General features: G+C 72.5%; 16 protein-coding genes. 8 read left to right on the forward strand and 8 right to left on the reverse strand.

Going from position 1 to position 21059, the window contains the following annotated elements; genetic code table 11:
- Positions 1-59 precede the first annotated feature (59 nt).
- The gene (locus BLW82_RS20060; protein WP_093500378.1) at positions 60-1079 is read right to left on the reverse strand and encodes an MraY family glycosyltransferase; all 1020 of its coding nucleotides are present in this window, start codon (positions 1077-1079) and stop codon (positions 60-62) included.
- A 228-nt stretch (positions 1080-1307) separates the two neighbouring features.
- On the opposite strand from BLW82_RS20060, the gene BLW82_RS20065 reads away from it, so the two are divergent.
- From BLW82_RS20065 to BLW82_RS20080, 4 genes are all read left to right on the forward strand, one after another.
- Positions 1308-3590 carry a heterodisulfide reductase-related iron-sulfur binding cluster gene (locus BLW82_RS20065; protein WP_093500380.1) on the forward strand — a complete coding sequence of 761 codons (2283 nt, stop codon included), beginning with the start codon at positions 1308-1310 and terminating at the stop codon, positions 3588-3590.
- A 278-nt stretch (positions 3591-3868) separates the two neighbouring features.
- Entirely contained in the window at positions 3869-5050 is a 1182-nt protein-coding gene (locus BLW82_RS20070) for an IS30 family transposase (RefSeq protein WP_107408616.1), read from the forward strand.
- 11 nt (positions 5051-5061) lie between these two features.
- Positions 5062-5256: a ferredoxin gene (locus BLW82_RS20075; RefSeq protein WP_371131360.1), complete on the forward strand. Its 195-nt coding sequence runs from the start codon at positions 5062-5064 to the stop codon at positions 5254-5256.
- A gap of 100 nt (positions 5257-5356) precedes the next feature.
- Positions 5357-6640: a hypothetical protein gene (locus BLW82_RS20080; protein WP_256215883.1), complete on the forward strand. Its 1284-nt coding sequence runs from the start codon at positions 5357-5359 to the stop codon at positions 6638-6640.
- Positions 6641-6654: 14 nt separating this feature from the next.
- On the opposite strand, the gene BLW82_RS20085 is transcribed toward BLW82_RS20080, so the two are convergent.
- The 3 genes from BLW82_RS20085 to BLW82_RS20095 form a co-directional block, all read right to left on the reverse strand.
- On the reverse strand, positions 6655-7797 hold the full coding sequence (locus tag BLW82_RS20085) for a sugar ABC transporter substrate-binding protein (RefSeq protein ID WP_256215884.1): 1143 nt from the start codon (positions 7795-7797) through the stop codon (positions 6655-6657).
- Positions 7798-8137: 340 nt separating this feature from the next.
- The gene (locus tag BLW82_RS20090) at positions 8138-10624 is read right to left on the reverse strand and encodes an ATP-binding SpoIIE family protein phosphatase (protein ID WP_371131361.1); all 2487 of its coding nucleotides are present in this window, start codon (positions 10622-10624) and stop codon (positions 8138-8140) included.
- 248 nt (positions 10625-10872) lie between these two features.
- Positions 10873-12219, reverse strand: coding sequence for a S53 family peptidase (locus tag BLW82_RS20095; RefSeq protein WP_093500381.1), 1347 nt, complete (start codon positions 12217-12219; stop codon positions 10873-10875).
- A gap of 274 nt (positions 12220-12493) precedes the next feature.
- Between BLW82_RS20095 and BLW82_RS20100 the strand changes: the two genes are divergently transcribed.
- A complete protein-coding gene (locus BLW82_RS20100; RefSeq protein ID WP_093500383.1) occupies positions 12494-13813 on the forward strand; it encodes a phosphatase PAP2 family protein in 1320 nt (439 codons plus the stop codon).
- 30 nt (positions 13814-13843) lie between these two features.
- Here BLW82_RS20100 and BLW82_RS20105 read toward each other — a convergent pair whose 3' ends face one another.
- Both BLW82_RS20105 and BLW82_RS20110 read right to left on the reverse strand, forming a co-directional pair.
- Positions 13844-16594: a SpoIIE family protein phosphatase gene (locus BLW82_RS20105; protein ID WP_093500385.1), complete on the reverse strand. Its 2751-nt coding sequence runs from the start codon at positions 16592-16594 to the stop codon at positions 13844-13846.
- A 120-nt stretch (positions 16595-16714) separates the two neighbouring features.
- Positions 16715-18073 (reverse strand): helix-turn-helix domain-containing protein, encoded by a 1359-nt coding sequence (locus BLW82_RS20110; protein ID WP_256215885.1) that lies wholly within the window; start codon positions 18071-18073, stop codon positions 16715-16717.
- Between the two features lie 187 nt (positions 18074-18260).
- Here BLW82_RS20110 and BLW82_RS20115 point away from each other — a divergent pair, with 187 nt between their 5' ends.
- Both BLW82_RS20115 and BLW82_RS45545 read left to right on the forward strand, forming a co-directional pair.
- Positions 18261-18965: a DUF4232 domain-containing protein gene (locus tag BLW82_RS20115; RefSeq protein WP_093500389.1), complete on the forward strand. Its 705-nt coding sequence runs from the start codon at positions 18261-18263 to the stop codon at positions 18963-18965.
- A gap of 65 nt (positions 18966-19030) precedes the next feature.
- The gene (locus tag BLW82_RS45545; RefSeq protein ID WP_256215886.1) at positions 19031-19153 is read left to right on the forward strand and encodes a hypothetical protein; all 123 of its coding nucleotides are present in this window, start codon (positions 19031-19033) and stop codon (positions 19151-19153) included.
- A gap of 23 nt (positions 19154-19176) precedes the next feature.
- Here the strand turns inward: BLW82_RS45545 and BLW82_RS20120 are convergent, their stop codons facing one another.
- Positions 19177-19944 carry an SDR family oxidoreductase gene (locus tag BLW82_RS20120; protein WP_093500391.1) on the reverse strand — a complete coding sequence of 256 codons (768 nt, stop codon included), beginning with the start codon at positions 19942-19944 and terminating at the stop codon, positions 19177-19179.
- 88 nt (positions 19945-20032) lie between these two features.
- Positions 20033-20338: a putative quinol monooxygenase gene (locus BLW82_RS20125; protein WP_093500393.1), complete on the reverse strand. Its 306-nt coding sequence runs from the start codon at positions 20336-20338 to the stop codon at positions 20033-20035.
- A gap of 121 nt (positions 20339-20459) precedes the next feature.
- Between BLW82_RS20125 and BLW82_RS20130 the strand changes: the two genes are divergently transcribed.
- Positions 20460-20996, forward strand: a complete 537-nt coding sequence (locus BLW82_RS20130) for a winged helix-turn-helix transcriptional regulator (RefSeq protein ID WP_093500395.1) — start codon at positions 20460-20462, stop codon at positions 20994-20996.
- The last annotated feature ends 63 nt before the right edge of the window (positions 20997-21059 follow it).

Consider the following 21059-nt stretch of genomic DNA (forward strand, 5'->3'; position numbering starts at 1 on the left):
TCAAGTGTGCAGCAAGCCGCGCCCTAGGTCAACAGACCTGAGTCCAGCCGACTCAAGTCTTATCCGTTCCTTACACGCAAGTGCCCGCTGACCTGCGTCGGTACGGCGTTCCGGGGCCCGTACACCGGCACCCGAAGGAGGAGCAGCACGATGCTGAAGGTGACGCAGGCGACGCATGTGGCGCCGGTCCGGCCCACCCAGCCGCCGTGCACGAGCACCGCGACGAGTACCCCGGCGAAGGACGCGGCACCGAGGACGACGGTTGCCCGCTGCGAGGTGAGCCCGAGGCGCCGCAGCCGGTGCGCGAGGTGGTCGGGCCCGCGTCGCAGCACCGGGCGCCCGGCGAGGAGCCGCGACAGCACGACGAGCAGGACGTCGCCGCTCGCCACGGCGGTGAGCGCGAACAGCACGCCCGCGCTGGCCGCGGGGTCGTAGCCGGACCGGGTGACCAGCGCGGCGGAGGCCAGCACGAACCCGGTGAACAGCGAGCCGGTGGCGCCGAGGGCGATCCGGGCGGGAGCCCAGTTGTGCAGCAGGAACCCGGTGAGCGCGGCCGCGAGCACGCTCAGCAGCACGGCGAGTCCGTCCATCACCTCGGCGGCGGCACAGGCCCCGACCCCGAAGGCGGTCACCACCCCGACGGTCCCGGCCAGCCCGTCCGCGTGGTCGAGCCCCTTGAAGGCAACGGCGACGAAGGCGATCCAGGCCGCCCCGAGCAGCCCGCCAACGATCCCGAACTCGCCGTACGGCACCACGCACGCGGCCGCCACCGCCGTGCCGAACAGCAGGAACCGCGTCTTCAGCCGCCATACGTCGGCGACCACCCCGAGCAGCGCCACCGCCCCTCCGGCGGCCACCAGCTCCCCGACGCCGGTGCCGAGCGGGGCGACCCGGGTCCAGTCGCCGGCGAACGCGACCAGGCAGGTGGCACCGACCACGGCGAGGCCGCCCAGCGCGGGCACCCGCCGGGCCCGCCGCCGGTCGACGAGCCCCACCCGCAGGGCACACGGGCGGATCAGCGCGGCGAGGAAGGCGGCGAGCAGGAAGGCGGTGGTGGCGGCGGCGATCCCGTAGAGCACGGGTCCAAATTAGACCTAAATGTAACAATTATGTACGAATAACACGATCGGGTTGGGGCGTACCGCCCAGGCGGACCTCAGCGATCCAGATCACCCCGCACCTGGCTACAGTGCGAGTAAAGATGCGGGTAGTCTCGAACCGACTGGATAAGTTACCGCTTAGTAATTTCGGGAACCCTCTGTGAAGAGACCCGAAGAGACCACCCCTCGCAGGCCCGAGGAGCCCCCATGCAACTCGCCGCGATCATCGTGTCGCTGGTTCTGATCGTGGTTGGCGTGGCGTTGTTCGCCCGCGCCGTCCTGCAGATCTACAACTTCATGCGGCTCGGTCAGAGCGTGCCCGCCGGCACCCGTACCGACGAGCCCGTCCAGCGGACCGTCACGGTGGTCAGGGAGTTCCTCGGCCACACCCGGATGAACCGCTGGGGCATCGTGGGCGTGGCGCACTGGTTCGTCGCGGTCGGCTTCTTCTCCCTGCTGCTGACGATCGTCAACGCCGTCGGCCAGCTGTTCCAGGCCGACTGGATCCTGCCGGTCATCGGCGACTGGGCGCCGTACAACGTCTTCGTCGAGTTCATCGGCACCATGACGGTCCTCGGCATCCTCGTGCTGATCGCGATCCGCCAGCTGAGCAAGCCGAACCGGCCGGGCCGCAAGTCCCGGTTCGCCGGCTCCAACTTCGGCCAGGCCTACTTCGTCGAGACGGTCATCCTGATCGTCGGCGTCTGCATCTTCACGCTGCACGCGCTGGAGGGCGCCCAGCACCACGTGGACTCCTACGAGGCGTCGTTCTTCATCTCGTACCCGGTGGTGTCCTGGTTCCGGGGCATGGACGTCTCCACGCTCCAGAACCTCACCTACTTCTTCGCCGGCCTGAAGATCGCGACCTCGTTCATCTGGATGATCGTGGTCGCCCTCAAGACCGACATGGGCGTCGCCTGGCACCGCTTCCTCGCCTTCCCGAACATCTGGTTCAAGCGGAACGCGACGGGTGAGACCTCGCTGGGCGCGCTGCTCCCGATGACCTCGGGCGGCAAGCCGATCGACTTCACCGACCCGGGCGAGGACGACGTCTTCGGCGTCTCGCAGGTGGAGCAGTTCTCCTGGAAGGGCCTGCTCGACTTCTCGACCTGCACGGAGTGCGGTCGCTGCCAGTCGCAGTGCCCGGCCTGGAACACCGGCAAGCCGCTCTCCCCGAAGCTGCTGATCATGTCGCTCCGGGACAACGCGCACGCCAAGGCGCCCTACCTGCTGGCCGGCGGCGGCAAGACCGCCGAGGGCGGGGAGAAGGGCTCCGAGGAACAGCTCGCCGGGGTCCCCGCCGCGGCCCTCGCGGAGGCCGAGCGGCCGCTCATCGGCACCGCCGAGGAGAACGGCGTCATCGACCCGGACGTGCTGTGGTCCTGCACCACCTGCGGCGCCTGCGTCGAGCAGTGCCCGGTGGACATCGAGCACGTCGACCACATCGTCGACATGCGCCGCTACCAGGTGATGATCGAGTCCGCGTTCCCGTCCGAGGCGGGCACGATGCTCAAGAACCTGGAGAAGAAGGGCAACCCCTGGGGCCTGGCGAAGAAGCAGCGCCTGGAGTGGCTCAAGGAGGTCGACTTCGAGGTCCCGGTCGTCGGCAAGGACATCGAGGACCTCACCGAGGTCGAGTACCTGTACTGGGTCGGCTGCGCGGGCTCCCTGGAGGACCGCGCCAAGAAGACCACCAAGGCCTTCGCCGAGCTGCTCCACATCGCGGGCGTCAAGTTCGCGATCATGGGCGGCGACGAGAAGTGCACCGGCGACTCCGCCCGCCGCCTCGGCAACGAGCCCCTGTTCCAGGAGCTCGGCATGGAGAACGTGGCCGCGCTGAACATGGCGTTCGGCGAGTCCCTCAACGAGGAGGGAGAGGTGGACCCGGCGACGAAGAAGCCGAAGTCGGCCAAGAAGATCGTCGCCACCTGCCCGCACTGCCTCAACACCATCGGCAACGAGTACCCGCAGCTCGGCGGCGACTACGAGGTCATCCACCACACCCAGCTGCTCCAGCACCTGGTGGACGAGGGCAAGCTGGTCCCGGTCACCCCGGTCGAGGGCATCATCACCTACCACGACCCCTGCTACCTGGGCCGCCACAACAAGATCTACACGCCCCCGCGCGAGATCATCGCGAGCGTCCCGGGCCTCCGGAACGAGGAGATGCACCGCCACAAGGAGCGCGGCTTCTGCTGCGGCGCCGGTGGTGCGCGGATGTGGATGGAGGAGCGGATCGGCAAGCGCATCAACAACGAGCGCGTCGACGAGGCCCTCTCCCTCAACCCCGACATCGTCTCCACCGCCTGCCCGTTCTGCCTCGTGATGCTGACCGACTCGGTCAACGGCAAGAAGAACGACGGCAAGGCCAAGGAGACCATCCAGGTGGTGGACGTGGCCCAGCTGCTCCTCGACTCCGTGAAGACCCCGGTGGACCCGGCGGGCGCCGCGGAACAGGAGAGCGAGCCGGAGCCGGAGCCGGTGAAGTAACCCCCACGGCCGCCACGGCGCCCCGTGCCCTCTCCGGCAAGTTCTACTGATCCCCGCAACACCCTGGAGTTCAGGGAGCTGCGGGGATCGTGGATTTCGAGGTGTTGAAGGCGAGGTTCTTCGAGGCGCTGGACCGGGAGGGCGGCAGCGTTACCCTGGCGGCTCGGGCAGTCGGGGTGAACCGCAACACGGCGTTCGGGTGGGCCCGTAAGGCCGGTGTCCGCGGTCGTGGGAAGCCCGGCAGGTCTGGCCATCAAGGCCGGGCGGAGTACGAGCGGCTGCGTGCGGCTGGAGTTCGGCGCCGGGATGCCGCCGCGCAGGTCGGCGTCCACGAGCGCACCGCCGAGGACTGGGACCAGGGCATCCGCCAGATCGGCCACTCCCGGCTGCGTCCTGACGGACGCTTGATCGTCTATAAGACCGGTGTGACCATCATCAAGCCGCCGCTTCTCGCAGCGGTCGACGCGCAGCTGCACCCCCGGTTTCTGACCGTGACCGAGCGGGAGACGATCGCTGACATGCACCGGGCCGGCCACTCGTTGAGGGCGATAGGGCGGGCTCTGGGGCGGCCGGCGTCCACGGTCAAGCGGGAGATCGACACCCGGGCGGTCGACGGCGTCTACCGGCCGCACAGGGCCCAGCGGGCATGGGCCGAGAGCCGCGCCCGGCCCAAGGCATCCAAGCTCGCCGCAGACGGTCCGCTGCGTCGATACGTTGAGGACAGGCTGCGCGAACGCTGGTCACCGGAGCAGATCAGTCACACTGCGGCCATCGAGTTCCCCGACGACGAGAGTATGCGGGTGAGTCCGGAGACGATCTACCAGGCCATCTACGTCCAGGCCCGAGGCGGCCTGCGCCGCCAGGTCGCGGTCGCGCTGCGCACCGGGCGCACCCGCCGCAAGCCTCACCGCAGCCCGGAGCAGCGCACTCGCCGCTTCTTCGACGAGATGGTGATGATCTCCGAGCGGCCGCCGGAGGTTGAGGACCGAGCGATTCCCGGTCATTGGGAAGGCGATCTGATCGTCGGCCCACGCAGCGAGAGCGCGATAGTGACCCTGGTCGAGCGCTCCACCCGCTACGTCATGCTCGGACATCTGCCCGGCGGACACACGGCCGGGGAAGTCCGCGATGTGCTGGTGCCGCTGATCCAGGCCCTGCCCGAGCACTTGCGCGGTTCGCTGACCTGGGATCAGGGCTGCGAAATGGCCGCGCACAAGCAGTTCACCGTGGCCACCGGCGTGCCGGTCTACTTCTGCGACCCCCACTCGCCCTGGCAGCGCGGCTCGAATGAGAACACGAACGGCCTGCTTCGGCAGTACTTCCCCAAGGGCACCGACCTGTCCGCGCACAGTCCCGCAGACCTTGAACACGTCGCCCAGCAGCTCAACGGTCGGCCACGCAAGACGCTCGGCTGGAGAACCCCAGCCGAGCGTCTGCGTGATCTACTGATGGCCGCATAAGCCATCAGGTGTTGCGGGGATCCCGAGAATCCGCCCTCCTCGGGCACGGGGTGCCGTCGTGTGCCGGGAAGGGCCGCATCGCGCGTTCAGGCCCTGGCGTCGTCGTCCTGCCGGACGCCACCCCCGCCGAGGAACGGCACCCGGCCGTACGCGAGGCGGCGAGCGTCTGCCCGGCGGCGGCGATCCACGTCGCCGAGGAGCCGTAGCCGGTCGTCGCGCCGGTGACCCGGTTGGTCCCCTCCTGCTCGCGCGCGTGCTTCCCGGCGGTTCGGCTGGCAGGAGGGCCGGATCGAGCGGGAGGTACGGGTGGCGGAGGACAGCGCGCGCGGGGGCGGGGACGGGGACCGGTCCGACGACGTGCGGGAACTGCGGGCCCGGGTCGCGGCCCTGGAGAGCGCGCGGGCCCGGCCGCCCCGGCACCGCGTCAGGTCCCTGCTCGCCGCCGTCCTGGTCGTCGTCGGCTGCCTGCTCGCCCCGCTCGCCGTGGTCGCCTCGTGGGCGGCCGACCAGGTGGGCGACACCGACCGCTACGTGAGCACGGTCGCCCCGCTCGCCTCGAACGCCGACGTCCAGGACGCCGTGGCCGACCGGGCCACCGACGCCCTCATGTCCCACCTCGACCTGCCCGCCCTGCTCGCCGACGTGGCCCCCGCGGACCGGCCCCGCCTGCAGCAGGCGCTGGGCGGCAGACTCGGCGACGCGCTCGAAGGGGCCGTGCGCAGCTTCGTCCACGACAAGGCCCGCGAGGTCGCCGCGTCCGGCGCGTTCCGGACCGTCTGGACCGACGCCAACCGCAAGATCCACAGCAGCCTCGACAAGGCCCTCACGGGCAGCGGCGGCGGCGCGGTGCAGCTGACGGGCGACAGCGTCACCCTCGACATCGGCCCCCTCGTGGACCAGGTCAAGCAGCGCCTCGTCGACGCCGGGCTGACCCCCGCCGAGCACATCCCCGCCGTGCACACCGACTTCACCCTCGTCAGGTCCGACCAGGTCGGCAAGGTGAAGACCTACGTACGGCTGCTGCAGCTCGCCGGGGACTGGCTGCCCGTGCTGGCCGTGCTGCTGGTCGCCGCCGGGGTGCTGCTCGCGGTCCGGCGGCGCCGGGCCCTGGTGGCGGGCTGCCTCGCGGTCGCCGTCACCACCGGGCTGCTCGGCATCGGGCTGCGCGTGTTCCGCGTGTTCTACCTGGACCGGCTGCCCGCGGGTGTCTCTCCGGGCGCGGCGGCCGCCGTCTACGACGCGCTGACCCACTTCCTGCGCACCGGAGTGCGCATGGTGGTGGCCCTGGCCGTCGTCGTCGCCCTGGCCGCCTGGCTCTCCGGCCCCGGGCGGTACGCCGGGCTGCTCCGGGGCCTGTGGACGTCCGGGATCGGGGCGGTACGCGCCACCGCCGACCGCGCGGGACTGCGCACCGGCCCGGTCGGGCCCTTCGTCCACCGCTGCCGCGCCTGGATCACCTGGGTCCTGGTGGCCGTGGCGGTGCTGGTCTACCTGCTGTGGCCCTTCCCCACCGGCTGGGTGGTGGTCGGCATCGCCCTGTGCCTGCTGTTCGTACTGGCCGTGACGGAGTTCCTCGCGACGCCTCCGTAGCGGCCCAGCGCCCCCTACGGGGCCGTCAGCCCGATCGCCGCGCACGCCGACCGGTACTTCGGCGTGCAGATCTGCGCCGCGGTGTAGACGCCGTCCGCGATCACCGTGTCCTTGACGTTGTCCTTGGTGAGGGCGACCACCGGGACGAGCGCCGCGGGGATGTCCCTGTCGGTCGGGCTGTCGACCTTGTCCTGGGCCAGCGCGTCGTACTGGATGTCGCGGCCCTGCACCTTGTACACCGCCATCTGCGCGGCGTCGGTGGCCTCGTCCAGGAACGACTTGTACACGGTCATGTACTGCTCGCCCGAGACGACCCGCTGCACCGCGTCCAGGTTCGCGTCCTGCCCGGTCACCGGGGGAATCCTGGTGGCCCCCGCGGCCTTCAGGGCGTCGATGACGGCTCCGGCCATGCCGTCGTTGGCCGAGTAGACGGCGGCGATGTCGTGCAGGCCGACGGCCCTGATCGCCTTCTTCATGTTCGCGCCGGCGACCGTGGGCGACCACTTGGCGGTGTCGTACTCCTCGGCGATGCGGACCTTGTTCTTCAGTTCGCCGAGGGCGCCCTCCTTGAAACTCGCCGTGTTCGGGTCCGCGGGGTCGCCGTTCATCATGACGACCTCGCTGGTGGCGGCCCTGTCACCGAGCGCCCCGAGGATGGCGCGGCCCTGGACCTCGCCGACGAGTTCGTTGTCGTGCGAGACGTACGCGTCGATCGGGCCCTGCGCGAGCCGGTCGTAGGCGATGACGGGGATGCCGGCGGCCTTCGCCTTCCGGACGTCCGGTGCGATGGCCCTGGCGTCCACCGAGTCGACCAGGACGACGTCGACCTTCCGGTCCACCATCCGCCGCAGCTGCCGGCTCTGGGTGGCCGGGCTCGCCTCAGCGTTGGCGTAGTCGACCCTGCCCCTGCCGTGGGTGAGGGAGGCGACCTCCTTCTCGATGATGGGGCGGTCGAAGTTCTCGAACCGAGCGGTGTCCTTGTCGGGCAGGAGCAGCCCGACCGTGATGTCGTCGCCCTTCGTCGCGGACGCGGAGACACCGTTCCCGCCGATGCCGTCGACGACGCCGCAGGCGGTGAGGGCGAGAGCGGACGCGGAGGCGGCGAGGGTGATCGCGAGGCGGGGCAGGGGGGTCCCGCGGAGAGTGGGAACGCTCACATCAGGCGCCTTCCGGGTGGGGGGAGCGTCATGCGTAACCGATGGCGTGAAGGAAGCAAACGCGGAGCGGCCGGATACGTCAAGACGTATGGACAACGCGGCAGTTGAGCGCTGACCCGCAGCTCGCTCCGGAACATCCGACGGAGCACTGAATTCCCAGGTCAGGCCAATATAGGGGGAGTTGCGCGGGGCGACAGGAAGGCAAGCACGAAGAGGCGGCCGACGAGTCGGGTCAACGGGCTGCCCACGTAGGGGACTTCACCGAGCCTTCGCAGTTGCTACCTCACCTTCACAGTCGGCGTCCCGGCCGGACAAGGACGACTCGGCCTCCCCGCCATCGTCACCGGTCCGGCGCGGGGAGTTCGATCTCGGCCCAGATGGTCTTGCCGTCGGCCTGGTGGCGGGTGCCCCAGCGGCGGGCGACCTGGGCGACGAGCAGCAAACCGCGGCCGCCCTCGTCGTAGGTGCGGGCCCGGCGCATGTGCGGGGCGGTGCCGCTGCCGTCGGAGACCTCGCAGATCAGCGTGGCGCCCCTGATCAGCCGGAGCTGGACGGGCGGTTGCCCGTAGCGGATCGCGTTGGTGACGAGCTCGCTGACCACCAGTTCGGCCGCGAACGCCACGTCCGTCAGGTGCCAGGCCTCCAGCTGCTCCAGCACCTGGGCGCGGGCGTCGGCCACCCGGGCCGGGTCGGGGGGCAGGTCCCAGGTGGCGACCTGGTTGGCGTCGAGTGCCCGGGTGCGCGCGACGACCAGGGCGACGTCGTCCTCGGGCAGCGGGGGGAGCAGGGTCCGGAGCAGTTCGTCGCACAGCTCCTCCAGCGGCCGGGCGGCGGCCCGGTCCAGGGCCCGGCGCAGCCGCGCCAGACCGCCGGCCAGGTCGTGCGTGGCGTTCTGGACCAGACCGTCGGTGTAGAGCGCGAGGAGGCTGCCGGCGGGCAGTTCCCGCTCGACGATCTCGAAGGGCAGCCCGCCCGCGCCCAGCGGCGGTCCCGGCGGCACGTCGAGGAAGTCCGCCGGGCCGTCCGGGCCGACGACGACGGGGGGCGGATGGCCCGCGCTGGCGGCCGTGCACCGGCGGGAGACCGGGTCGTAGACCACGTACAGGCAGGTGGCGACGAGGTCGATGCCGGGGGCGTCGCCGGCTTCGTGCTCCGCCGTGCCCTCCTCCTGGGCCGCGAGGAGCGTGAGGTCGTCGAGGTGGGTGAGGAGCTCGTCGGCGGGCAGTTCGACGTCGGCCAGGGTGCGCACGGCGGTCCGCAGCCGTCCCATGGTGGCCGAGGCCCGCAGCCCGTGGCCCACCACGTCGCCGGCCACCAGCGCGACCCGGGCGCCGGAGAGCGGGATCACGTCGAACCAGTCGCCGCCCGGCCCCGCCCGGGTACGGGCCGGCAGGTAGCGGTGGGCCGCCTCGACCGCGTCCTGGACCGAGAGCCGGTTGGGCAGCAGGCTGCGCTGCAGGGCCAGGGCGGTGTCGCGTTCGAGGGTGTACCGGCGGGCGTTGTCCACGGCCACGGCGGCACGAGCGGCGATCTCCTCGGCCAGCAGCAGGTCGTCGTGGGTGAAGGGCTCCGCGCGCCGGTGCCGGACGAGGACCGCCACCCCGAGGGTGATGCCGCGGGCGCGCAGCGGAACGACCATGACCGAGTGGATCCCGAACCTGCGGACCACTCCCGACCGCCCGGGATCGACGAGCGCCCAGTCGCGGATCGCCTCGTCCCCGCTGTTGTGCAGCGAGGACCTGCCGGTGGCCAGGGCGCGGACCGGGGGCGTGTACGCGGGGTAGTCGTCCACCTCCCCCGGCTCGGTCACCGACTCGGGAACACCGGGCAGCACGGACTGCTGGGCCGCCCGCCGCAGCGGGACCGGGCCGGTCCCGGACGGTTTCGGCTCGACGCCGCGGTACAGGGAGTCGAGCAGGTCGATGGAGATGAAGTCGGCGAGCCGCTCCACCGTGACGTCGGCCATCTCCTGCGCCGTGCGCATCACGTCCAGGGTGCTGCCCACCCGGGTGCTGATGTCGTTGAGCAGCGCGAGCCGCTCCCTGGCCAGGTACTGCTCGCTGACGTCCAGCGCGGAGACCTCCACGTGCCGGACCCGCCCCGCGGGTGTGACGAGCGGGGAGACGGTGACGGACCAGACCCGCTCGGGGCCGTCCGGCCGGACCCGGCCCCGGAGGCGGAACTCCTCGGGCTCGCCCGTCGTCAGCACCCGGACCATGCCGTCCTCGACCCGGTGGCACAGGCTCGCCGGCAGGATGTCGGTGACGCGCCGGCCCAGCATGCGCTCCTCGCGCAGGCCGAGTTCGCGCACGGCACCGGCGCTCGCCCGGACGGCCCGCAGCGCGGAGTCGTACACCATCAGGGCCACCCTGCACTGGGCGAACGCCTCGGCGCCGGTCGCCTCGTGCGGCCGGGGCGGCTCCGGTGACTCCGGTGGTGTCACCACGAGGAGGCGCTGGGCGCGGCCCGCGCCGTCGACCGACGGATACGCCCGCACCCACAGCGGCAGGGACCGGCCGTCCCGGTGCCGGAACAGGGCCGTCGTCGGGCAGCCGGCCGGGGCCGCGAGGCCGTCCGAGGCGACCAGGCGGCTGACGGGAGTGCCGATGGCCTCCCGGCAGGGGTAGCCGAGCAGCCGCTCGGCGCCCGCGCTCCACCCCGTCACGACTCCCCGGTCGTCGACGACCGCCGTGGCCGGGTCCGCCATGTCCGCCGGACCGGGCGGATCGGGTGCATCGATCGCACCGAGCGTGTCGGGCGTGTCGGGCGTGTCGGGCGTGTCGGGCGGTACGGCGTCGCTACCGCCGCCCGGGGTGGCATCTCGCATGCCGGTCACCGCCCGTCCTGCCGGCCCGTCCGCCACGGCCCCGGGCGAACGCCGAGCGGGCCGTGGGCCTGGGAGCCGACCGGTCTCACCGCGTCGCCCTCGCACTCTCCCCCATCGTCCTTCGCCCGCCCCGGCACGTCACCTCCGCGCCCGCCGCCTCCCCTCGGTCACGAGGCCGGGGGCGGGAACGGGAAACGGCCCGGGGGCGGGTCCCGGGCCGTTTCCGTGCGGTGCGAGGCGCTGTCAGGTCAGGGCTTCTGCTTGACAAGGGCCGGGACAAAGCGCAGGGCGTCCACGGTGCCGACGCCGGTGGCGAGGTCGTAGCCGTTGACGGCCTTGTAGCCGGTCACGCCCTCGTAGCTGTTGTCCGTGCCGTCGTTGACGTCGACGATGCCGGTGCCCTTGGAGCGGTAGGAGGAGAGGGCGTACAGCCGCTTCTGGATGTTGCCGAGGCGGTGGCCCGCGGCCTGGTCGGCGAGGGCGACGATGCCCGCGAAGAGCGGGGTGGCCTCGCTGGTGCCGCCGCTGACGTCCCAGCCGGTGGCGGTCGGGTCGAAGCTGGAGTAGATCCAGGCGCCGCCGTTCACCGCGGCGGACATCGAGATGTCCGGGGTGCCGCGGCGGGTGCCGACCACCTTCTTCACGCCGTTCTGGAAGGACGGGCGGGTGAACACGTGGGACTGGCCGCCGCCGCCTGAGCCGTAGTCGTTGTAGACGCTGTCCGGCTTGACGCGGTGGCCCTTGTCGTCGAGGTGGAGCTGGGTGCCGCCGACGGAGGTGACCAGCGGGTCGGAGGAGGGCCAGGAGTTGACGCGCTTCTTGTAGTACGTCTTGCCGTCCGCCTGGAGGTCGGTGGCGCCGCCGTCACCGGAGGCGGCGAGCACGGTCACCTTCCTGCGGTCGGCGTCCTGGAAGGCGTACCGGAGCTTCCTGATGCTGGAGAAGTCGCCCTTGGCGAAGCCGGGGAAGGTGTTCTCGGTGGCGCCGAAGCTCTGGCTGATGACGTCGCCGACCCCGTGGTCGATCATGTACTTCTCGGCGTCCATCATCTCCGGCAGACCGGTGGTGCCCTCGGTCTCGGAGACGGCCGTCTCGACGACGACGATCTTCGCCGCGGGTGCCACCGCGTGCGCCATCTCGACGTCCAGGGTGGTCTCGCCGGCCCAGCCGGTCATGTCCGAGTTCTTGGGGTCGAAGGCGGGCACGTGCCCCCACTTGACGACCTTCACCTTGGTGCTGGGCAGCCCGAACTGCTTGCTGTAGACGTCGAGGTCGTGCTGGACGGTCGGGGAACCGTACGAGTCGACGATGACGATGGTGCGGCCCTTGCCCGTGACGCCCTTGCGGTAGAGGGCGTTCAGGTCGTACGCGGTGCGGTACTGGAGCGGGGTGTAGCAGCTGATCTGCCACTTGGCCTGGCACTGCGCGCTGGAGAGCGGGCTGCTCACGCGGTGTGCCAGGGTGTGCCCGACGATGGCCGGCACCGCGAGGGTGTGCGGTGCGGCGGCGGGCGCGGCGGCCGTGAGCGCGGTGGCCGCGAGGGCGGCGACGGACGTGGCGGCCGCGACGCCCAGCCCGGTACGGGCTATCTGCATGGATCCCCCTGTGGTTCGGAGTCTCACGAAGTGATCTCGACGTGGTCTTCGCGCATCACATCGAAGAGGTCATGCACTCATCAAGTGCGTTGAACCGACAATGCCGAACCCTTTACCCTGCGTTATCCCGCCATTAGCCTTCCAGCCGTCGAGAGCAGGGCGGGAACCCCGATAGCGGTCTTTTCGTCTTCCCTCGTCGAGCGGGACCTCAACCATCCCTCAACCTCTAGCAATCGGCCGGAACTTGAGACACACATCACTGAGACCCTGGGCCGTGGCGGGCGCCACGGCCTTCACGTTCCTCGTCGCCCTGGAGGCCGCCGCACGCCACTACGGTCTGCCGGGCCCGCTCACCAACCAGGCCCGGGAGGTGCTGTGCGCCCCCAAGTCCGGCTTCCTGCTCTATGCCGGGCTGGCGTTGACGATGGTGGTGCTCACCTGGCGGCAGCGGTTCGCCGCCCTCGGCGCCGCGATCGGCGTCGACCTCGCCTTCGCGGCGGTCCGGTGGGCGACCGGCACCGGGGTGGCCCACGGCCAGCCGTTCGGCAACGGCGCCCTGTGGGTGCTGCTCGGCTGCGGGGTCGTCGCCGTGACCCGCCGCACCGGCTCGGAGCGCGTCCTGCTGCTGAAGGGCGTCGGTCTCGGCCTGCTCCTGGTGACCGGCCGCAAGACCGGCGACACCTGGCTGCTCATCACCTCGAAGACCCGGCCGATGGTCCTCGACCAGTACGTGGCCACCGCCGACCACGCCCTGGGCAACCCGTCGTGGCTGGTGGGCCGGCTCGTCACCGCCGGCGGCCCGGTCGGCTTCAACCTCCTCGACATCGTCTACGGCCAGCTCGCCGTGGCCGCGGTCGCCGTCGCGCTCTACCAGCTGCGCGGCGTGGCGGCCGACCGCCGCTTCCCGCGCCACCACCTGGTCCGCACCTTCCTGCTGATAGGCCTGCTCGGGCCGGCCGTCTACATGGTCTTCCCGGTGGTCGGGCCGGTCTTCGCCTACGGCACGGGCGCCGACCACTGGGCGTCGGTCAGCCTCTGGCCGGAGCGGCCCCCGCACGGGCACTGGCCGGTGGCCGACCTGTGGCCGCGCACGGTGCCGCGGATCACCGCCCCGCACCCCGTGCGGTACGACGGGTTCACCCCCCGCAACTGCATGCCCAGCCTGCACACGGCCTGGGCCACCGCGATCTTCGTGCACTCCCGGCGGGGCCCGCGGGCGCTGCGCTGGGCGGGCGCGTTCTGGCTGGCCGCCACGGTCACCGCGACGCTGGGCTTCGGCTACCACTACGGCGCCGATCTCCTCGCCGGCGTGGTGTTCGCGCTCACGGTGGAGGCGGCCCTGCGCACGTTCGACCGCGACTGGGAACGCTCGGGCCTGTGGCTGGTCGCCCACGGTACGGCGGTCTTCGCCGCGCTCCTGCTCTCCTACCGCTGGCTGCCCCTGGAGATGGCCACGCACCGCTGGGTGGCGGGACCGCTGCTCGTCCTTGCGACGGCCTCTGTGGTCCTCCACTACGCGCGGACCGTCAACCGCTGGGACCCGCGGCCCGCGCCGACGGTGCGCCGGCGCGCACCACAGGCCGAACTGGTCTGAGCGCTCGCCTGAAACCGCCGCGACGCGCGGTCAGACGTCCGCGCCGCCGTCGTGGCCGGCCGCGCGGTTCCCCGCGCCCCCGACGGGGTGCCGCAGCTCGGCCGGGACAAGGTCGGCGGCCGGCTCCGGGCCGAGCCACTGCTCGGTCCAGATGACCTTTCCGGCGGGGGTGTAGCGCGTCCCCCAGCGGTCGGCGAACTGGGCCACCAGGAAGAGGCCGCGGCCGCCCTCGTCCATGGTGGTGGCCCGGCGCAGGTGCGGGGAGACGCTGCTGCCGTCGGAGACCTCGCAGATGAGGCAGCGGTCGTGGATCAGCCGTACCCCGACGGGGCCCGTCGCGTGCCGGATGGCGTTGGTGACCAGCTCGCTCAGGATCAGCTCCAGGGTGAACGCCTCCTCCTTCAGGCCCCAGTCCCGCAGCAGCTCGGTGGCCGCGGCCCGGACCCCGGCGACGGCCGCGGGGTCGGACGGCACGGTCCAGTACGCGGTGTGCCGGTCGTCCAGCGCCCGGGTGCGGGCGACGAGCAGGGCCACGTCGTCCCGGGACGCCCCGGGCAGCATGGCGTCCAGGGCCGCCCGGCACATCTGGTCGGGCGTGCGTCCCGGCACCGCGAGTGCCAGCCGCAGGCGCTCGATGCCCTCGTCGATGTCCTCGCGCCGGTCCTCGATGAGGCCGTCGGTGTAGAGGACGACGCCGCTGCCCTCGGGCAGCAGCACCTCGCTCGCCTCGTACGGCATACCGCCCAGCCCCAGGGGCGGCCCGGCCGGCACGCCGGGCAGGCGGGCGTCGCCGTCCGGGAGCACGACGACCGGTTCCAGGTGCCCCGCCCTGGCCATGGTGCACACCCGGGAGACCGGGTCGTAGATCGCGTACAGGCAGGTGGCGCCCGTGAGGGTGCGGTTGCCGCCGCCGTCCCGGTCCTGGTCGATGCGGCTGACCAACTCGTCGAGATGCCAGAGGAGCTCGTCGGGCGGCAGGTCGAGCGTGGAGAGGTTGTGCACGGCGGTGCGCAGCTGGCCCATGGTGGCGGCGGCGTGCAGTCCGTGTCCCACGACGTCCCCGACCACGAGGGCGACGCGCGCCCCGGGCAGCGGGATCACGTCGAACCAGTCGCCTCCCACGCCGCCGTGCCCGTCCCCCGCCGGCAGGTAGCGGTACGCCGCGTCGACCGCGTTCTGCTCCGGCAGGGTGTGCGGCAGGAGGCTGCGCTGCAGCGTGACCGCCATGGCGCGCTCCCGGGTGAAGCGGCGCGCGTTGTCGATGCTGGTGGCCGCGCGGGCGACCAGCTCCTCCGCCAGCGAGAGGTCCTCGTCGGTGAAGGGCGTCGGCTCCTTGGAACGCCAGAAGGTCGCCACGCCGAGGATCACGCCGCGGGCCCGCAGCGGGGCGGAGATCATCGAGTGGATGCCGTAGGCCACCAGCCGGCGGGCCCCGTCGGGGTCCTGGGCCTGCCAGCCGGAGAAGGCCGCCATGTCGGACTCCAGCACCATCCGCCCGGAACCGAAGCCCTCGCCCTGCGGGGTGAAGGGGTCGAAGTGGATGAGGGCGCCGGGCGGGTGGAGCGGCACGCCCGGCCGGATGCCGTGCAGGACGACCCGGCGCAGCTCCGCCACGCCCGCCTGGTCCGCTTCCTCGCCGCTCAGCACGGTGTCGGCCAGGTCGACGGTGACGTAGTCGGCGAATCCAGGCACGGCGAACTCCGCCAGTTCCTCGGCGGTGCGCGTCACGTCGAGGGTGGTGCCGATGCGCAGTCCGGCGTCGTACAGCAGCGCGAGCCGTTCCTGGACCACCTCGATCCGGCCCGTCAGCGCGGCGAGTTCGGTGGTGTCGCGCAGCGTGGCGACCCAGCCGCCCGGTCCGGGCGGCCCGTCCGTGGGGCGCTGGCTGACGGCCAGCAGCCGGTCGCCCACCTCGACCACCTCGTCCGTGGCCGCCCTGCCGGACGCGAGGAGTTCCGCGGCCCTGGGGGCGATCCCCAGGTCGGTGACGGGCCGGCCGTCCACGTCGGCCGGCAGGCCCAGCAGGCGCCGCGCCTCGTCGTTGGCCAGGAGCAGCCTGCGTTGCCGGTCGACGATCAGGACGCCCTCGCGCACCGAGTGCAGAACGGCGTCGTGATGCTCGTACAGGCGCGTGATCTGCACCGGCCCCAGACCGCGCGTCTGGCGGCACAGGCGCCGGCCGATGAGTGCCGTGCCGGTGGTGGCGGCGACGACCGCCAGCCCCGTGCCGGCCAGGACGAGCGGCATCTGCCGGGCCGCCGCCAGGCTCACCCGGTGGAGGGTGATGCCCGCCGAGACCAGCCCGACGACCTTTCCGTCGGCGGCGGTCACCGGGACGACGGTCCGGACGGAGGGGCCGAGCGTCCCGCTCGTCGTCTCGGTGACGGTGCCGCCGTGCTGCGCCGCCCCGATGCTGCCGATGTAGCGGCGGCCGATCTCGGCGGGGTTCGGATGGGTGTAGCGGATGCCCGCGGGGCTCATCACGACGACGAAGTCCACCCGCGCGTGCCGGCGGGTCTCCTCGGCCAGTTGCCGCAGGGCGGCGGTCGGACGGCCCCCTGCCAGCGCCTGCCGCACGGTGGGGTCCGCGGCGACGGAGGCGGCCACGGCCTGGGTGTGGTTCCGTGCGTCCCGCTCGGCGTCGGTCTGTGACTGCAGCAGGAGGGCGGCGACCGCCGTCGCCGCCAGAACCAGGACGACCCCGACCTGCATGAGGAACATCTGACCGGCAACGCCGCGTATCCCGTACCAGGACCGCACCTGCCGGAGCATATGGTGCATACGGCTCATATAACACCACGCAGGTGTGCGTCCATCACCCCCGGACCGCATCCGTTCCCGGCACCGGCGCGCTCCGCGCGCGGGCGCCTACGACACGTGAGCACACGGCGCCGAGCGCCGTCAGCCCCCTTCCCGCGGGATCCACTCGCTGCCGCCCAGCGGGTAGTCGTAGCCCGGGCGGCCGACGTCGCCGCTGGTGCGGAAGGCGGTGCCGGCGTCGTCGAGGTGGACGGTGCCGCGGCGGCCGCCGCTGGACCAGTCCAGGGTCAGGTCCCAGCGGACGTCGTGGGCCTTGGTGCGGGCGAAGACGTAGAAGACCTCCGGGTCGGACTCGCTGACCTTGTACGGGAAGTCGCGCTGGCCGTTCTTGGCGGTGACCGTCGGGCTGCCGTTGTCGAGGTCGATGTCGAACGACTTGGTCCCGACGCCACCGCCGCAGCCGACGCCCATCGAGTAGTCGTTCCAGGCGAGCGGAGCGCCCCTGCTCAGCACGCGCACGTGCAGCGCCTCCAGGACGACGGTCTGCGCGCCGGTGCCCTGGACGGTGAGGGCGACCTCCTGTTCGCCCGAGGACACCGCCCCGTACGCCGCGGCCCAGCGCCGGGCGTCCTGCTCGCTCGCCGGAGGGCCGACCTGCGCGGGCTCGCTGTCGACGAGGAAGTGCTGGCTGCACGGGTCGTCGTAGACGTACGGACGCGTGTTGACGGTGAGCGGCACGGCGGTGCCGGTGGTGCCGCCGTCGGCGCCCTGGGCCCCGCCGCTCTGCTTGCCGTCGTCCGACTGGCCGCCGGTCCCGGTCCCCGCGGACTCGGTGGGGGTGGCGGAGGACGAGGCGGAGGGCTTGCGTCCGGTCCCGCTCGGGGACGGGGACAGGGAGGTCTTCCCGGTCCGCGGCGTGCCGGTGACCGCGGCCGCGTTCCCGGCCGCCTGCTCGCCGCCCGTGCCGCCGCGCCCGCCACCGAACGACGGATGCACGGCGAACACGACCGCCCCCAGCACGGCGGCCGCCGCGACGGAGGCGATCAGCGCGGTCCGGCGCCGGCGCGGCGCCACGGGCCCCTGCGGCAGGTCGACGACGACCGGCTCGCCGCTGTCGTCGGCGCCGGGTGGCGCGCCGGAGCCGGTGCCCACCGGCGCACCGGCACCGCCGGGTCCGGACGACGCGTCGGCATCGCCCTTGCGCGGCGGGGCCGCCGCCGTGGCCTGGTCCGCCCTGCTCCCGCGTGCCGCGTCCGCCAGGATCCAGCGCCGGTGCAGCTCCACCAGCTCCTCGGGCGTCGCCCGGCAGACCCGTGCGAGGCGCTCCACCGGCGCGTACTCGACGGGCACCGCCGTGCCGTTGCAGTACCGGTGCAGCGTCGACGTGCTCATGTGCAGCCGCTTGGCCAGCACTCCGTAACTGAGCCCGGAACGGTCCTTGAGTTCCCGCAGCAGCAGCGCGAACGCCTCCGTCGCGTCGGCCCCTGTCGCCCCTGACACCCGTTCCCCCATCCCCTCGCGTCCCAGTCCGGCGTTCCAGGCTCGCGGTGTTCGCCCTGGTCGGAGCCCATTTCCGCGTTCCAGTGTCCCCAACTGCCCGCCGTGCCTGGCGGTTGGGACGGATCGCCTCGCAGGCTTCGGTCATCCAACCACCACCGCCACCCGAACACCGAAGGGGCACGTCCACATGTCCAGCCTCCGCACCTCCCGCATCCGTCTCGCCGGCGCCGCCACCACCGTCGTCCTCGCCGCGCTGTCGCTGACGGCGTGCAGCGACGGCACGGGCGTGCACGCCGAGAGCGTCGCGGCCGCCACCCCGACGACCGCGCACGCCTCCTCCCCCACGCCGTCCGCCGCCGCAGGCGCCTCCGCCGCCACCTCCGCCCCCGCGGCCAGGGCCACCTCCGGGTCGCAGAAGTCCGCCGGGGGCACCGCCGCGTCGAGGACGCCCGCCCCGGCCGCCAAGCCGGTCACCTGCGAGGGGTCCACCACCAAGACGGTCGCGGCTCCGCTGAACCGCCCCGTGAACCACATGCTCCTCACGGTGACCAACACCGGCAGCAGGACCTGCTACCTCTACGCCTACCCGGCCGTCCGCTTCGGCGAGGCCCAGTCCGTCCCGCCGGTGATCGAGGACTCGAAGCCGCAGGCCGTCGTCACGCTCGCGCCGGGTGAGTCCGGGTACGCCTCGGTGAACCTGTCCGCCACCGACGGCAGCGGCGCCCACGGCCGGACCGTGAACTCCCTGTACGTCTACTTCCACGGCCGCTCCGGCAACGAGAGCGTCGGCACGGGCGCCCACCCGCCGCTGCCCGCGAAGGGCGTCTACGTCGACGACTCGCTCAAGGTCACGTACTGGCAGCAGTCGATGGACGACGCCGTCAACTGGTGACGCCTCAGCCCTCGTCCGCAACCCCGGCCCTCGGACCGCCCCTCCCGGCAGGAAGGTGACCCGCCATGCACCGCATCCGCAGGATCTCCCGCTTCGTGACCGCCTATCTCCGCGCCGCCTTCCAGGTCGTCGTCCTGGGCGGCACCGGCACCCTGCCCCAGGCCGCGGCGGTCCGCCGCCGCGGGTAGCGGGGACGGCGCGCGGAAGCCGCCTACCAGCCGATCCGGGCCGCCAGGAAGGGCTCGTCCTCGGGTGCCTCCTTGCGGGCCCGCAGGACCTGCTCGGCGGGTGCGCCGGCCGGCACCCGCAGCGGGGGCTCGGGGTGTTCGACCGTGTCGGCCACCGTGGCGGCCACCAGCTCCGGGGTGACGACCTCGCCGCGGAGCGCGGGCAGGGCCTCGGCGAGCGGGGCGTAGGGATCGTGCTCCCCGAGGAACACCCTGGCGCGCTCGGCGCCGCCCGAGGAGACCGGGCCGGGCTGCACGAGGCTCACCCGGACACCGAAGGGGCGGGTCTCGACGGCGAGCGTCTCGGCGAGCGCCTCCAGCGCCCATTTGCTCGCCCCGTAGGGGCCGATCAGCGGCAGCACCAGGCGCCCCTGGATGCTGGAGAGGAAGACGAGACGGCCCGCTCCCCGCTCCCGCATGGCGGGCAGCACGGCCTGGGCCACCCGCAGCGCGCCCAGGGTGTTGAGCCGGAAGAGCCGTTCCACCTCGGCGAGCGGGACGCTCTCCAGGGGCGCGCGGATGGTCTCCCCGGCGTTGCTGACCAGGACGTCGATGTCACCGGCGGCCCGGACGGCCCGGTCGACGCTGTCCTGGTCGGTGACGTCGAGGCGCAGGCGCAGGTCGACGGGGAGGTCGGCCAGGGTCTCCGGCCGGCGGGCGGTGGCGATCACCCGATGGCCCCGGCCCGCCAGTTCGACGGCGACGGCCCGGCCGATGCCTCTGGACGCACCGGTGATGAGCACGGACGACATGGTGCACCTCGTTTTTCGTGAACGGATCTGTGGTGGACGGCGGCTTCGCGGGCAGCGCTTTACGGACGGGGGCTTCGTCGGCGGCGACTCAGGCGGCAGCCCTGTCGCCGACGAGGTTGCCCCTCATCAGCCACGTCGGGCCCTCGGCGTACCCGGCGGCCTCGGCGAAGAACGCGGCGAAGTACGGGCCGGCCGCGTGCGCCTGAAAGGCGTCGAGGTCCGCGTAGACCTCGTTCAGGTAGAAGACGTCCGGATCCTCCTCGTCCGCGATGACCTCGAAGCGGTGGGAGCCGGGCTCGTTCGCGAGGGAGTCGCGAGCGGTCCTGTGGGCCGCCCGGACGAAGTCGTCGCGGCGGTCCGGCCGGACGGTGAAGGAAACGAGGAACTGGTACATGCGGCGCTCTCCTCACGGCCGGCCCACCCCGGGCCGGCCAGTTCAATGACTGAACTGCTCCTGGTGACCACCGTAGCATCGACAGTTCAGTGAGTGAACCGCCGCTGGTAGCATTGCGGCCATGACCCTTCCCAACACCTATGCGGACGGGAACTGCCCCCTCGCCCGCACGCTGGAGGTCGTCGGAGAGCGCTGGACGCTCATGATCGTCCGGGACGCGTTCTACGGGGTCCGCAGGTTCGGCGACTTCGCCACCCAGCTCGGGATCCCGCGGGCCGTCCTGACCAGCCGGCTGAAGTCGCTGGTGCAGGAGGGCGTGCTCAGCCGCGAGAGCGACGGGGCCGGCGGCGTCGAGTACCGGCTGACGGACAAGGGTGTCGCGCTGTGGCCGGCGGTGCGCGCCCTGATGAACTGGGGCGAGGCCTTCTACTCCCCGAACGGGGTCAAGCGCCTCCTCCGGCACGACCTGGACGGCGGGCTCCTCGACCCCGAGGGGCGCTGCCGGACCTGCGGTGTGGCCGTCCCGGTCCCCGAGATCCGCAGCGAACCCGGCCCCGGCCACCGGCCGTCGGGTGTCGTCGCGGACCCCGTCTCCGCCGCGATCAACACCCCGAGGCGGCTCCTGCAGCCGATCACACCGGCCCCCGCACGCGACTGACCCGGCCGGCCGGCGCCACCAGAGGTCATCACAGCGCGACAGAGCGTGCTGTGTGCCTAAAGT

The sequence above is a fragment of the Streptomyces sp. Ag109_O5-10 genome (genome assembly GCF_900105755.1).
In the GTDB taxonomy this organism is placed as follows: domain Bacteria; phylum Actinomycetota; class Actinomycetes; order Streptomycetales; family Streptomycetaceae; genus Streptomyces.

Excerpts from the sequence above, each read along its gene's own strand:
- BLW82_RS20065 (WP_093500380.1), top strand. The coding sequence starts at position 1,308 with ATGCAACTCGCCGCGATCATCGTGTCGCTGGTTCTGATCGTGGTTGGC.
- BLW82_RS20090 (WP_371131361.1), bottom strand. The coding sequence starts at position 10,624 with ATGCGAGATGCCACCCCGGGCGGCGGTAGCGACGCCGTACCGCCCGAC.
- BLW82_RS20095 (WP_093500381.1), bottom strand. The coding sequence starts at position 12,219 with ATGCAGATAGCCCGTACCGGGCTGGGCGTCGCGGCCGCCACGTCCGTC.
- BLW82_RS20105 (WP_093500385.1), bottom strand. The coding sequence starts at position 16,594 with ATGCACCATATGCTCCGGCAGGTGCGGTCCTGGTACGGGATACGCGGC.
- BLW82_RS20115 (WP_093500389.1), top strand. The coding sequence starts at position 18,261 with ATGTCCAGCCTCCGCACCTCCCGCATCCGTCTCGCCGGCGCCGCCACC.
- BLW82_RS45545 (WP_256215886.1), top strand. The coding sequence starts at position 19,031 with ATGCACCGCATCCGCAGGATCTCCCGCTTCGTGACCGCCTATCTCCGC.
- BLW82_RS20120 (WP_093500391.1), bottom strand. The coding sequence starts at position 19,944 with ATGTCGTCCGTGCTCATCACCGGTGCGTCCAGAGGCATCGGCCGGGCC.
- BLW82_RS20125 (WP_093500393.1), bottom strand. The coding sequence starts at position 20,338 with ATGTACCAGTTCCTCGTTTCCTTCACCGTCCGGCCGGACCGCCGCGAC.
- BLW82_RS20130 (WP_093500395.1), top strand. The coding sequence starts at position 20,460 with ATGACCCTTCCCAACACCTATGCGGACGGGAACTGCCCCCTCGCCCGC.